At 73.9% G+C, this 12,302-nt stretch carries 12 protein-coding genes; 5 read left to right on the top strand and 7 right to left on the bottom strand.

Annotation, left to right across the window (positions count from 1 at the left end; genetic code table 11):
- Positions 1–18: 18 nt before the first annotated feature.
- From ACZ67M_RS07805 to ACZ67M_RS07825, 5 genes are all read right to left on the bottom strand, one after another.
- On the bottom strand, positions 19–870 hold the full coding sequence (locus ACZ67M_RS07805) for a hypothetical protein (protein ID WP_469850015.1): 852 nt from the start codon (positions 868–870) through the stop codon (positions 19–21).
- Between the two features lie 187 nt (positions 871–1,057).
- A complete protein-coding gene (locus ACZ67M_RS07810; protein WP_361358631.1) occupies positions 1,058–1,852 on the bottom strand; it encodes an RNA polymerase sigma factor SigF in 795 nt (264 codons plus the stop codon).
- 285 nt (positions 1,853–2,137) lie between these two features.
- Positions 2,138–2,554: a VOC family protein gene (locus ACZ67M_RS07815; protein WP_361358628.1), complete on the bottom strand. Its 417-nt coding sequence runs from the start codon at positions 2,552–2,554 to the stop codon at positions 2,138–2,140.
- Positions 2,555–2,559: 5 nt separating this feature from the next.
- Positions 2,560–2,988 carry a helix-turn-helix transcriptional regulator gene (locus tag ACZ67M_RS07820; protein WP_125490675.1) on the bottom strand — a complete coding sequence of 143 codons (429 nt, stop codon included), beginning with the start codon at positions 2,986–2,988 and terminating at the stop codon, positions 2,560–2,562.
- Between the two features lie 58 nt (positions 2,989–3,046).
- Positions 3,047–5,437 carry an excinuclease ABC subunit UvrA gene (locus ACZ67M_RS07825; RefSeq protein WP_361358622.1) on the bottom strand — a complete coding sequence of 797 codons (2,391 nt, stop codon included), beginning with the start codon at positions 5,435–5,437 and terminating at the stop codon, positions 3,047–3,049.
- Positions 5,438–5,637: 200 nt separating this feature from the next.
- Between ACZ67M_RS07825 and ACZ67M_RS07830 the strand changes: the two genes are divergently transcribed.
- Together ACZ67M_RS07830 and ACZ67M_RS07835 are read left to right on the top strand one after the other, a co-directional pair.
- Positions 5,638–6,036, top strand: coding sequence for a DUF2795 domain-containing protein (locus ACZ67M_RS07830; RefSeq protein ID WP_361358619.1), 399 nt, complete (start codon positions 5,638–5,640; stop codon positions 6,034–6,036).
- 25 nt (positions 6,037–6,061) lie between these two features.
- Positions 6,062–6,604 carry a type 1 glutamine amidotransferase domain-containing protein gene (locus ACZ67M_RS07835; protein WP_385793592.1) on the top strand — a complete coding sequence of 181 codons (543 nt, stop codon included), beginning with the start codon at positions 6,062–6,064 and terminating at the stop codon, positions 6,602–6,604.
- A gap of 37 nt (positions 6,605–6,641) precedes the next feature.
- Here ACZ67M_RS07835 and ACZ67M_RS07840 read toward each other — a convergent pair whose 3' ends face one another.
- Positions 6,642–6,917 (bottom strand): DUF6158 family protein, encoded by a 276-nt coding sequence (locus tag ACZ67M_RS07840; RefSeq protein ID WP_125490678.1) that lies wholly within the window; start codon positions 6,915–6,917, stop codon positions 6,642–6,644.
- A 60-nt stretch (positions 6,918–6,977) separates the two neighbouring features.
- Between ACZ67M_RS07840 and ACZ67M_RS07845 the strand changes: the two genes are divergently transcribed.
- Complete coding sequence (locus ACZ67M_RS07845) at positions 6,978–8,099, top strand: baeRF2 domain-containing protein (RefSeq protein WP_361358612.1); 1,122 nt, start codon at positions 6,978–6,980, stop codon at positions 8,097–8,099.
- Between the two features lie 26 nt (positions 8,100–8,125).
- Here the strand turns inward: ACZ67M_RS07845 and ACZ67M_RS07850 are convergent, their stop codons facing one another.
- Positions 8,126–9,745 carry an ATP-binding cassette domain-containing protein gene (locus ACZ67M_RS07850; RefSeq protein ID WP_469850020.1) on the bottom strand — a complete coding sequence of 540 codons (1,620 nt, stop codon included), beginning with the start codon at positions 9,743–9,745 and terminating at the stop codon, positions 8,126–8,128.
- A 123-nt stretch (positions 9,746–9,868) separates the two neighbouring features.
- On the opposite strand from ACZ67M_RS07850, the gene ACZ67M_RS07855 reads away from it, so the two are divergent.
- A complete protein-coding gene (locus ACZ67M_RS07855) occupies positions 9,869–11,377 on the top strand; it encodes a bifunctional phosphatase PAP2/diacylglycerol kinase family protein (protein ID WP_361358606.1) in 1,509 nt (502 codons plus the stop codon).
- A 102-nt stretch (positions 11,378–11,479) separates the two neighbouring features.
- Positions 11,480–12,298 (top strand): class I SAM-dependent methyltransferase, encoded by an 819-nt coding sequence (locus ACZ67M_RS07860; RefSeq protein WP_469850021.1) that lies wholly within the window; start codon positions 11,480–11,482, stop codon positions 12,296–12,298.
- The last annotated feature ends 4 nt before the right edge of the window (positions 12,299–12,302 follow it).

The following is a 12,302-nucleotide window of genomic DNA, read 5'->3' on the forward strand; positions in this document are numbered from 1 at the left end:
GCGAGCCATGACTCCGGCTCAGCGCTCCCCGTCCTCCCCGCGCAGCCGGAGCCGCAGCCGGTGGGCGGCCGCCGCGCACGCGCCCGCGATCAGGACGCCGCCCGCGGCCAGGGCGGGCACCGAGTCGCTGAAGGTGCCGCCGGCCCCGGCCCGGACCCCGTGTTCCGCCTTCCCGCCGCCGCAGGACCTCCCGGCCTCGGCGGGCTCGCCGTACCGGGCGGTGGTCCCGGGGCACGGCGGCTCGGTGGCGCAGGGCGTGCCGTGGGTGGGCTTGTCGCCGTGCGGGGCGGTGGACGGGGGGCACGCGGGCTTGGCGGTGCCGTTCTCCCCCGCCGTGGCGCCCGGCACGTTCATGGTGGCGCTCCACGGGTCGCCCTCCCCGCCCGCCTCGTCCGGGCAGGAGCCGTCGACGGTCCAGTCCTCCTCGGCGCCCTCCGCGTCCGCCTCGCTCCCGAAGTCCTCGGCGGCGGCTATCCGGGCGGTCCCCCGGTAGGCCGGACCGGCGCCCGTGCCTTGCTCCTCCTCCACCTTGCGCAGCTCGACGGTGCCCTCGTCGAAGGCCAGGGAGGTGGCGTCGAGGGTCGCCGGCGCGGAGCCCGCGGTCGGGGCGCACGAGACCGACACGGTGACGGTGCCGCCCGGGGTGACGTCGGCGGGGCTGACCTCGGCGGCGGTCCGGCCCGCCGCCGGTGCGAGGTCCTCGGCGGCCGGCGGGGGTACGGGTTCCTCGGCCACCGGCGGCGGCACGGGCTCACCGGCGCCGGAAGGCGGCGGGGGGACGGCGGGATCGGCCGCGCTCGGCCCCGCGAGGGCGCCGAGGGCGGCACTGGCCAGGACGGCCACGGACAGGGCGCGGGCGGTGCGGCGCATGGTGCGGGCTCCTTCGAGCTGCGGTGGCGGGGGCACGGCGCTCGCGCCCCTCGGCCATCACAGCCCGCCCGCACCGGGTGCGCGCGCCACCCTGCGCCGTTCGCGCGAACGCGGCCCCCGGGCGGGTGAGCCCGAGGTTTCGGAGCCCGCGGACGCGGTTGCGGACCGGGTCGGCGCGAAGGCTTCCTCAGGTCCCGGGATCCCGCAGCACCTGCTCCCGCACCCGGTCGCAGCAGCGGCTGATCAGGCGGGAGACGTGCATCTGGGAGATGCCGAGCTGCTCGGCGATCCGGCTCTGGGTCATGTCGTCGAAGAAGCGCATGTACAGGATGGCGCGCTCCCGGTCGGGGAGGGCGGCCAGGCGGTCCTTGACGGCCTCGCGGTCCACGACGGTGTCGAGGGCGGGGTCGGGCCCGCCGAGGGCGTCGCCGAGCGAGAACCCGTCCTCGCTGCCCGGCAGCTCGGCGTCCAGGGACAGGGCGGTGAAGCTCTCCAGCGCCTCCAGGCCGACCCGGACGTCCTCCTCGCCGAGGTCGGTGTGCTCGGCGATCTCGGCGACCGTGGGGCTGCGGCCCGGGATGGTCTGGGAGAGCTCCTGGCGGGCGAAGCGCACGCGGTTGCGCAGTTCCTGGACCCGGCGCGGCACGTGCAGCGTCCACATGTGGTCGCGGAAGTGCCGCTTGATCTCGCCGGTGATGGTCGGCACGGCGTAGCTCTCGAAGGCGTTGCCGCGCTCGGGGTCGTACCGGTCGACGGCCTTGACCAGGCCGAGGGCGGCGACCTGGCGCAGGTCGTCGTAGCTCTCGCCGCGGCTGCGGAAGCGTCCCGCGAGGCGTTCGGCCATGGGCAGCCAGGCCTCCACGATCCGGTCGCGGACCACGTCGCGCTCCGGGCCGTCGGGGAGGGTGGTCAGCCGGCGGAACGCGTCCGCGGTGTCGGGGGCGTCGTCGTGCGGGTGCTTCACGCTGGCGTGGATCGGCATGTGCGTCGCAACTCCTTCGGAGTGCGGGGCCGGTCGTCGGTTCGGGGCGGGCCCCGGGCACGGCCCTCGTGGGGCGGCCGGAGTCCGTTGACCTCCGGCGCGCCGGACGGACGCCACCGGTTCGACGACACGACCCTGGGGGTCGGGCGGTCACCCGTGGGAGGGCGTCCGGCCCCGGACGGCCACGTCCGGGGCGGCGTCGCGCCGCTCCCACGGACGTGCCTCCTGTCCGAAGCACTGACTTTGCCCCTGCCCCCTGAAGCCCGTCGCAAACCCCCGGGCGGGTCAGCCGGTGCGCGGCCGGCTGAAGCGGACCATGTTCCCGGCCGGGTCGCGGAAGGCGCAGTCCCGGACGCCGTAGGGCTGGTCGACCGGTTCCTGGAGGACCTCGGCGCCGGCGGCCCGGATGTGTTCGAAGGTGGCGTCGACGTCGTCGGTGGTGAAGTTCAGGCCGCGCAGCAATCCCTTCGCCAGCAGTTCGGCCATGGCCTCCCGGTCGGTGACCGAGGCGCCCGGGTCGGCGAGCGGCGGTTCGAGGACGATGCCGACGTCGGGCTGGGCCGGGGAGCCGACGGTCACCCAGCGCATCCCCTCGAAGGCGACGTCGTCCCGGACCTCCATCCCGAGCACGTCCCGGTAGAAGGCGATCGCCGTGTCGTGGTCGTCGACGGCGATGAAGCACTGCGCGAGGTTGATGTCCATGCGTGTCACGCTACGGGCGGGCGCGCGGGCCGGGCTTCTCCGTTCCTGACCGGTCGGGTGTGGACCTTGGCGACGCAGGCGGGGATCGCGGCGCCGTCGGCGTGGTCGCGTTCCCGGTAGGCGCTCGGGCTCTCGCCGACCAGCTCGGTGAAGCGCGAGCTGAAGGATCCCAGCGACGTACAGCCGACTGCGAAGCAGACCTCGGTGACGGACAGGTCGCCGCGCCGCAGCAGGGCCTTGGCGCGCTCGATGCGGCGCGTCATCAGGTAGCTGTAGGGGGTCTCCCCGTAGGCGGCGCGGAAGCTGCGGGAGAAGTGGCCCGCCGACATGAGGGCGACCCGCGCCAGCGCCGGCACGTCGAGCGGCTCGGCGTACTCGCGGTCCATCAGGTCGCGTGCCCGGCGCAGCCGGGCCAGGTCCTCCAGGCTCGTCACGCCTTTACGATCCCACAGCGCCGGCCGCCACCGGTACCGGCGCCGTGGGCCGCCCCGGTCAGGCGCCGACGTAGGCCGCGAGGTGCTCGCCGGTGAGGGTGGTGCGGTCGGCGACGAGGTCGGCGGGGGTGCCCTCGAAGACGATCCGGCCGCCGTCGTGGCCGGCGCCGGGGCCGAGGTCGATGATCCAGTCGGCGTGCGCCATGACGGCCTGGTGGTGCTCGATGACGATGACCGACTTGCCGGCGTCCACGAGGCGGTCCAGCAGGCCGAGCAGTTGCTCGACGTCGGCGAGGTGCAGGCCGGTGGTGGGCTCGTCGAGCACGTAGACGCCGCCCTTGTCCCCCATGTGGGTGGCCAGCTTGAGCCGCTGCCGCTCGCCGCCGGAGAGCGTGGTGAGGGGCTGGCCGAGGGTGAGGTAGCCGAGTCCGACGTCGGCGAGCCGGTCGAGGATCTTGTGCGCGGCGGGGGTGCGTGCCTCGCCGGAGCCGAAGAACTCCTCGGCCTGGGCCACGGACATGGCGAGCACCTCGCTGATGTCCCGGCCGCCGAAACGGTACTCCAGCACCGCGGGCTGGAACCGCTTGCCCTCGCAGTCCTCGCAGGGGGCGGCGACCCCGGCCATCATGGCGAGGTCGGTGTAGATGACTCCGGCGCCGTTGCAGGTGGGGCAGGCGCCCTCGGAGTTGGCGCTGAACAGGGCCGGCTTCACGCCGTTGGCCTTGGCGAAGGCCTTGCGGATCGGTTCGAGCAGTCCGGTGTACGTGGCCGGGTTGCTGCGCCTGGAGCCCTTGATGGGGCTCTGGTCGACCGAGACGACGTCGGCGCCGGCCGGGACCGAGCCGTGGATCAGCGAGCTCTTGCCGGAGCCCGCCACGCCGGTGACCACGCAGAGCACGCCGAGCGGGACGTCGACGTCGACGCCCTGGAGGTTGTGCGTCGTGGCGCCGCGGATCTCCAGTGCGCCGGCGGGCTTGCGGACCGTGTCCTTGAGGACGGCCCGGTCGTCCAGGTGGCGTCCGGTGACGGTGTCGCCGGCCCGCAGCTCCTCGACGGTGCCCTCGAAGCAGACGGTGCCGCCCGCGGTGCCGGCGCCTGGGCCGAGGTCCACCACGTGGTCGGCGATGGCGATCGCCTCCGGCTTGTGCTCGACGACGAGGACGGTGTTGCCCTTGTCCCGCAGGCGCAGCAGCAGGTCGTTCATCCGCTGGATGTCGTGCGGGTGCAGTCCGATGGTGGGCTCGTCGAAGACGTACGTGGTGTCGGTGAGCGAGGAGCCGAGGTGGCGGATCATCTTGACGCGCTGCGCCTCGCCGCCCGACAGGGTGCCGGCCGGCCGGTCGAGGGAGAGGTAGCCGAGGCCGATCTCGACGAACGAGTCGAGGGCGTCCCGCAGGGCGCCGAGCAGCGGCGCCACGGACGGTTCGTCGAGGTCGCGCACCCACTCGGCCAGGTCCCGGATCTCCATCGCGCAGGCGTCGGCGATGCTGATCTTCCCGATCTTCGAGGAGCGGGCGCCCTCGCTGAGCCGCGTGCCGTCGCAGTCGGGGCAGACGGTGAAGGTGACGGCCCGCTCCACGAAGGCCCGGATGTGCGGCTGCATCGCCTCCTTGTCCTTGGACAGGAAGGACTTCTGGATCTTCGGGATCAGGCCCTCGTAGGTGAGGTTGACGCCGTTGACCTTGACCTTGACCGGTTCGCCGTAGAGGAAGTCCCGCAGCTGCTGCTCGGTGTACTCGCGGATCGGCTTGTCGGGGTCGACGAAGCCGGACTGGGCGTAGACCTGGACGGTCCACTGGCTGTCCGACTTCCAGCCCGGGATGGTGAAGGCGCCCTCGGCGAGCGACTTGGAGTCGTCGTAGAGCTGGGTGAGGTCGATGTCGGAGACGCTGCCGCGGCCCTCGCAGCGGGTGCACATGCCGCCGGTGCGCTCGTACGTCGCCTTGACCGCCTTCTTGTTGCCGCGCTCGACGGTGATCGCGCCGCTCGCCCGGACCGAGGCGGTGTTGAAGGAGTACGCGCTGGGCGGGCCGATGTGCGGCTCGCCGAGGCGGCTGAAGAGGATCCGCAGCATCGCGTTGACGTCGGTGGCGGTGCCGACGGTGGAGCGGGGATCGGCGCCCATCCGCTGCTGGTCCACGATGATCGCGGTGGTCAGGCCTTCGAGGATGTCGACCTCGGGGCGCGCCAGCGTCGGCATGAAGCCCTGCACGAAGGCGCTGTAGGTCTCGTTGATCAGCCGCTGCGACTCGGCGGCGATGGTGTTGAACACCAGCGAACTCTTGCCCGAACCGGAGACTCCCGTGAAGACCGTCAGGCGGCGCTTGGGGATCTCGATGCTGACGTCCTTGAGGTTGTTCTCGCGGGCGCCGTGCACGCGGATGAGGTCGTGGCTGTCGGCGACGTGCGGCACGGCTGCCCGGCTGCCCGCCCTCTTGGCGCTGCTCATCGTGTCTCCATCTGTCGGGGGCTCCATGTGAAGGCTGGCGCCCGCGGTCCTCACACGCTAGAGGGGCCGGCGGGACCCGCGCTTCTCGATTACTGATCCGGTGCCGGCCGGCCGAATCGGAGCGGAACCGTCCGGGTGAATCCGTGTCGGCCCCCGGTGTCCGGGTACGCGGTCGGCACCCTGAAGATCTGGAGGGAGACATGCAGCGAGGCAGCGACCGGATGAGCGCCCACCGCGACGACGAGATGAAGCACGAACTGCAGGGTCTGCTCAGGTCCGGGCACCCCACCCGGACCGAGGAGTGGCACGACCCGGAGCCGGTGGCGGAGGACGATCCGGACGTCACGCACGGGCCGGTGACACCGGGCCGCGGGCCGACGTACCTGGAGGCCCTGCGGCTCGAACTGGCCCGCAACCTGACCCGGGGCAGCTTCCCCGCCGGACCGCGGGAACTGACCCGCACCCTGCGCCACGGCAACGCGCCCGACGCCCTCGTCGAGGAGCTGGACCGGCTGCCGGACAAGGCGCGCTACGGCAACGTCCAGGAGCTGGCGGTGGCGCTCACCGAAGCCGGCCCTTCGGGGGCGCAGGGCGCCTAGGCGTCAGGAAAGGAATCCGAATCCCATGCGCATCGCATTTCTCACCGCGCCCGAGGGCGTGGAGCAGGTCGAACTGACCGAGCCGTGGCAGGCGGCGAAGGACGCGGGGCACGAGCCGGTGCTGGTGTCCACGCAGACCGGCGAGGTCCAGGGCTTCGACCATCTCGACAAGGCGGACACGTTCCCGGTGGACGAGGTGGTGGGTGACACCTCGGCCGACTCGTTCGGCGGGCTGGTCCTGCCCGGCGGGGTGGCCAACCCCGACTTCCTGCGGACCGACGAGAAGGCCGTGGCGTTCGTCCGGGCCTTCTTCGAGCAGGGCAGGCCGGTGGCGGCGATCTGCCACGCGCCGTGGACCCTGATCGAGGCCGACGTGGTGCGGGGCCGGGTGCTGACCTCGTGGCCCAGTCTCCGGACCGACCTGGTCAACGCGGGCGCCACCTGGGTCGACGAGCAGGTGAAGGTCTGCGACCACGGCGACAGCGTCCTCGTCACCAGTCGCAAGCCGGACGACCTCCAGGCGTTCTGCGCGGCCTTCCTCGCCGAGTTCGCCGAGGCGGGCGGCTGACCGGCGCGGACGGCGGCCGGGCCGCAGCCCCGGAGACCTAGGCTCCCGGGGTGGCGGCCTGGCCGCAGCCGCGTTCCCGGGCGCCCTCGCGGGTGCGGCCGGGGGCGACCGGGCGCCGCGGGTTGCGGCGCAGCCACTCGCCCTCCAGCCGCGCCATGCGGTCGTTGTGGGCCCGCAGCGCGTCGTTCGACCCGTAGAGCAGGGTGTCGTGGCGGGTCCGGTGGATGGTCTCCAGCTCCTTCATGAGCTGCTGGTCGTCCAGGCGGCCCGGGTCCACTCCGGTCATGGTGTCCCCCATGTCGTGTTCGTTCATGCGGTCCGGGTACCCGCCCCCGCGGCAGTACCACCCCCCAGCGCCACCCGGGAGAGCGCCATGGACCTCGCGTTTCTGCATCCCCTCTACGAGCACCAGGGGCCCTGGGCCTCCGTGTACGTCGATCTGTCCCGGCACACGGAGGACACCGCGCACGAGCGTGAGCTGACGGCGGCCGCGGTGGCCCGGGAGCTGGCGGAGCAGGGCGCCGACGACGCCACCTGCCAGGCGGTGCGGGAGGCCGTGGACGAGCTGCGGCACGCCTCGGACCCGCACGGCCGGGCGCTGTTCGCGTGCGCCGGACGGGTGGTCCTCGACCCCCGGCTGGCCCGGCCCCCGTACGGCGGGACCACCGCCGACTGGGCGCCGCTGCCGCACGTCGCGCCGCTGCTCGACCTGGCGGGCGAGGACCCGGTGTGCGTGGTGGCGTACATCGACCGCAAGGGCGCCGACTTCGAGCTGCGCGGCGCGCTGGGCAGCTCGGACGCGGGCGGGGTGACCGGCCGGCAGTGGCCGCTGCACCGCACGAGCAGCGCCGACTGGTCGGAGCGCCACTTCCAGCTTCGGGTGGAGAACACCTGGGAGCACAACGCGGCGGAGATCGCGGACGCGCTCGCGGTGTGCCAGGAGGAGACCGGCGCCGACCTGCTCATCCTGGTCGGCGACGACCGGGAGCGGCGTTCCGTGCACGAGCGGTTGCCCAAGCGGCTCCAGGAGCGGATCGCCGAGGCATCGCGCGGCGCCGGGAGCAGGCTCCTCGACGACGAGGTGGAGGGGCTGCGCGAGGATCACGTGCGCTCGCGGGCGCGGGAGGAGCTGGACCGGTTCCTGGCCGCCCGGGCACCCGACGACGAGGGCCGGGCGGGCGCCGCCGAGGGGGTGCCCGCGCTGGTGGAGGCGGCCCGGGAGCACCGCATCGACGAGCTGCTGGTCATCCCGGACGCCCCCGACACCCACCGCGAGGTGTGGATCGGCGAGGACGCCGACCAGGTCGCGGTGCGCCGTACCGAGCTGAAGACGCTGGGCGAGCAGAACTCCTGGTCGGCACGGGCGGACGACGCGCTGCTGCGGTCGGCGGTGATGACGGGCGCACCTGCGGTGTCGGTGACGCCGGCGCTGCCGTCGGAGGCCGCGGACAAGGCGCCGGTGGGCGGCCTGGGGGCGCTGCTGCGCTGGAAGTGACCGGTCGGCCCCCCCGCCCCGGTCTCCTACCGGGCCCGCTCCACCCGCCGCTCGTCCCAGACCGGCTCCGGCGTCTCACGGACGTGTCCGTCGCTGCCGAAGACCAGGTAGCGGTCGAAGGAGCGGGCGAACCAGCGGTCGTGGGTGACGGCGAGGACCGTGCCCTCGAAGCCCTCCAGGCCCTCCTGGAGGGCTTCGGCCGATTCCAGGTCGAGGTTGTCGGTCGGCTCGTCGAGCAGCAGGGCGGTGACGCCCTGGAGTTCCAGCAGGAGGATCTGGAAGCGGGCCTGCTGACCGCCGGAGAGCCGGTCGAAGGTCTGCTCCGCCTGGTGGGTCAGCTCGTAGCGACGCAGCCTCGACATGGCGGCGCCCCGGTCCTGGGCGTGCTCGGACCACAGGATGTCCAGGAGGGTGCGGCCGAGCAGCTCCGGGTGGGCGTGGGTCTGCGCGAAGTGTCCGGGCAGCACACGCGCCCCCAGCTTCCAGTTCCCGGTGTGCGTCACGTCGTCCCCGGCCAGCAGGCGCAGGAAGTGCGACTTGCCGGAGCCGTTGGAGCCGAGGACGGCGACCCGTTCGCCGTAGAAGACCTCCAGGTCGAAGGGTTGCATCAGGCCGGTGAGTTCCAGCCGCTCGCACGTGACGGCGCGGACTCCGGTGCGACCGCCCTTCAGGCGCATCCTGATGTCCTGCTCGCGCGGCGGCTCGGGCGGCGGCCCGGCCTCCTCGAACTTGCGCAGCCTGGTCTGCGCGGCGGCGTACCGGGACGCCATCTCGTGGCTGACGGCAGCCGCCTGACGCAGGGTCAGGACCAGCTTCTTGAGCTGCGCGTGCTTCTCGTCCCAGCGGCGGCGCAGTTCCTCGAAGCGGGCGAAGCGCTCGCGGCGGGCCTCGTGGAAGGTGGCGAAGCCGCCGCCGTGCACCCATGCGTCGGCGCCGGCGGGTCCGGGCTCCAAGGAGACGATCTTCTCGGCCGCGCGGGCGAGGAGTTCCCGGTCGTGGGAGACGAAGAGCACGGTCTTGCGGGTCTCGGCGAGCCGCTCCTCCAGCCAGCGCTTGCCGGGCACGTCGAGGTAGTTGTCCGGCTCGTCGAGGAGCAGCACCTCGTCGGTGCCGCGCAGCAGCGCCTCCAGGACCAGCCGCTTCTGCTCACCGCCGGAGAGGGTGCTCACCCGACGCCACTGGGCCTTCTCGTACGGCATCCCCAGCGCGGCCGTGGTGCAGATGTCCCACAGGGTCTCGGCCTCGTAGCCCTGGGCCTCGGCCCAGTCGGCGAGCGCCTGCGCGTAGCGCATCTGGGCGGCCTCGTCGTCCACGGTCATCAGCGCGTGCTCGGCAGTGTCCACGGCGCGCGCGGCCTCGCGGATCCGGGGCGGGGACACGGACACGAGCAGGTCCCGTACGGTCGTCTCGTCCCGGACGGAGCCCACGAACTGGCGCATCACCCCGAGGCCGCCGCCGACGGTGACGGTCCCGCCGTGCGGTTTCAGCTCCCCGGAGAGCAGCCGGAGCAGGGTGGTCTTGCCCGCTCCGTTGGGTCCGACGAGGGCCCCGACGGCCCCCTCCCCCACCCGGAAGGAGGCGTCGCCGAGCAGCGCCCTCCCGTCGGGGAGGTAGTACTCCAGGTGCGCGGCTTCGAGATGACCCATGGCACCGGATTCTGCGGGGCGGCCCCCGCCCCGGGCAAACCGATTACGCGGGGCCGGTGCCGTGCGGGGCGACGTGGCGAGCGCCACCGGCAGGAAACGCGGCGCACCGGGTAGGCGGGTGGCATGAGCCCCGACGTAGATCTCACCGCCCTGAAGCCCGGCCCGCACCCCCTCCGCAACGGTTTCCTGCGGCTGGACCAGCGTGCGTTCGAGGCCGTCGCCGCCCGCACCTGGCCGGGCGCCGACCCGCTGCTTCCCCGGCTGAGCCGCTCCGCCAACCACGGCGTGCTGTGGTTCGGGGTGGCCGCCGCCCTGGCCGCGTCCCGCACCCCGCGGGCCCGCCGCGCCGCCGCCCGTGGCCTGGCCTCGCTGAGCCTCGCCTCCCTGACGATCAACACCCTCGGCAAGCGCTCGGTGCGCCGGGCCCGGCCGCTGTTGGACGCGGTGCCGCGGGTGCGGCAGTTGAAGCGGCAGCCGATCACGACGTCGTTCCCGTCGGGGCACGCCGCGTCGGCGGCCGCGTTCGCGACCGGGGTGGCGCTGGAGTCGCCGGCGTGGGGTGCGGCGGTGGCACCGGTGGCCGCCGCGGTGGCCCTCTCCCGCGTCTACACCGGCGTCCACTTCCCGAGCGACGTGGTGGCGGGCGCCGCGCTCGGGGCGGGCGCCGCGTTCGCCGTACGGGGCCTGGTGCCGACGCGCGCCCAGCACATCCCGCCGGCCCGGCCGCTCGCCGAGGTGCCGGCGCTGCCCGGGGGCGAGGGGCTGGTGATGGTGGCCAACGTCGCCTCGGGCACCTCGGACCGGGTGCGGGCGCTGTGCGACGCGCTGCCCGACGCAGAGGTGGTGGAGTGCGAGCCGGAGGACATCCCGGCGGAGCTGGAGAAGGCGGCGGACCACGCCCGGGTGCTCGGCGTGTGCGGCGGTGACGGCACGGTGAACGCGGCGGCCGAGGTCGCCCTGCGGCACGGCCTGCCGCTGGCGGTGCTGCCCGGCGGCACGCTCAACCACTTCGCCTACGACCTGGGCGTGGAGGACGTACGTGACCTGTGCGGGGCGCTGGAGCGGGGCGAGGGGGTGCGGGTGGACGTGGGCCGGTTCGTCTCGGGCCGGCGGCAGGGCGTCTTCCTCAACACCTTCAGCCTCGGCGTCTACCCGGAGCTGGTGCGGGAGCGTGAGCACTGGTCGCCGAGGATCGGCGGCTGGCCGGCCGGGGTACTGGCGGCGGTGCGGGTGCTGCGCGCGGACCGGCATCCGCTGGAGGCGGAGGTGCGCGGCCGCCGGCGCCCGCTGTGGATGCTGTTCGCGGGCAACGGCACGTACCACCGCAGGGGCCTCGCCTCGGGCCGCCGGCTCGACCTGGCGGACGGGCAGCTGGACGTGCGGGTGGTACACGGTGGCCGGCGGCCGGCCCTGCGGCTGCTGTCCGCGGCGCTCGCGGGTCCGCTGACCCGCTCCCCCGCCCATGCGGCGGTGCAGGTGCCCCGGCTGCGGCTGTCGGGTGTGGCGCCGGGCACGCTGATGGCGTTCGACGGCGAGCTGACGGAGACCGAGGGCGACCTGACGCTGGAGAAGCTGCCGGAGGCGCTCACGGTGTACCGGCCGCTGCCCGGCGAGGGCGGGCTGCTTTCCTGACAGAGCTTTCCTGATGCACTGTCAGTCCACGATGTAAAACACGGGTCTCACCATTCGACCGACGGGCGTAGCGTGATCACACCGTCGGAGAGGGGATCCACCATGCCGAAGCAGCGGGAGACCGCCGTCTACACGCACGGGCACCACGAGTCCGTGCTCCGCTCGCACACCTGGCGCACCGCCGCCAACTCCGCCGCCTACCTGCTGGGCTCCCTGCGGCCCCACATGAAGGTCCTGGACATCGGCTGCGGGCCCGGCACCATCACCGCGGACCTCGCGGCGCTGGTCCCGGACGGGCACGTCACCGGCGTGGACCGGGCACCGGAGATCGTCGACCGGGCCCGGGCCACGGCGGCGGAACGCGGCCTCGGCAACACCGACTTCGCGGTGGGGGACGTGCACGCCCTGGACTACCCGGACGACTCGTTCTGCGTGGTCCACGCCCACCAGGTGCTCCAGCACGTGGGCGACCCGGTGGGGGCGCTGCGCGAGATGCGGCGGGTGGCACGGCCCGGCGGGATCGTCGCCGTCCGCGACTCGGACTACGGGGCCATGACGTGGTACCCCGCGTCCCCGGGCATGGACGACTGGCTGGACCTGTACCGGCGGGTCGCCCGCGCCAACGGCGGCGAACCGGACGCCGGGCGCCGGCTGAAGGCGTGGGCACTGGAGGCGGGGTTCACGGACGTCACGGCGACCTCCGCGACCTGGACCTTCGCCACCGCCGAGGAGCGGGAGTGGTGGAGCGGCCTGTGGGCGGACCGGACCCTGGCGTCCGCGTACGCCGGCCGGGCGACCGAGGGCGGCCACGCGACCGCCGAGGAGCTGCGGGCGGTCTCGGCCGCCTGGCGCGACTGGGGCGAGCGGCCGGAAGGCTGGTTCAGCGTGCTGCACGGAGAGATCCTGTGCCGCAAGCGGTGACGGA

This window comes from Streptomyces sp. NPDC107500, from assembly GCF_055582785.1.

Coding starts and splice junctions, on each gene's coding strand:
- ACZ67M_RS07825 (WP_361358622.1), bottom strand. CDS start 5,437: ATGAGCAGCGCCAAGAGGGCGGGCAGCCGGGCAGCCGTGCCGCACGTC.
- ACZ67M_RS07810 (WP_361358631.1), bottom strand. CDS start 1,852: ATGCCGATCCACGCCAGCGTGAAGCACCCGCACGACGACGCCCCCGAC.
- ACZ67M_RS07840 (WP_125490678.1), bottom strand. CDS start 6,917: ATGAACGAACACGACATGGGGGACACCATGACCGGAGTGGACCCGGGC.
- ACZ67M_RS07805 (WP_469850015.1), bottom strand. CDS start 870: ATGCGCCGCACCGCCCGCGCCCTGTCCGTGGCCGTCCTGGCCAGTGCC.
- ACZ67M_RS07830 (WP_361358619.1), top strand. CDS start 5,638: ATGCAGCGAGGCAGCGACCGGATGAGCGCCCACCGCGACGACGAGATG.
- ACZ67M_RS07860 (WP_469850021.1), top strand. CDS start 11,480: ATGCCGAAGCAGCGGGAGACCGCCGTCTACACGCACGGGCACCACGAG.
- ACZ67M_RS07845 (WP_361358612.1), top strand. CDS start 6,978: ATGGACCTCGCGTTTCTGCATCCCCTCTACGAGCACCAGGGGCCCTGG.
- ACZ67M_RS07855 (WP_361358606.1), top strand. CDS start 9,869: ATGAGCCCCGACGTAGATCTCACCGCCCTGAAGCCCGGCCCGCACCCC.
- ACZ67M_RS07835 (WP_385793592.1), top strand. CDS start 6,062: ATGCGCATCGCATTTCTCACCGCGCCCGAGGGCGTGGAGCAGGTCGAA.
- ACZ67M_RS07815 (WP_361358628.1), bottom strand. CDS start 2,554: ATGGACATCAACCTCGCGCAGTGCTTCATCGCCGTCGACGACCACGAC.
- ACZ67M_RS07850 (WP_469850020.1), bottom strand. CDS start 9,745: ATGGGTCATCTCGAAGCCGCGCACCTGGAGTACTACCTCCCCGACGGG.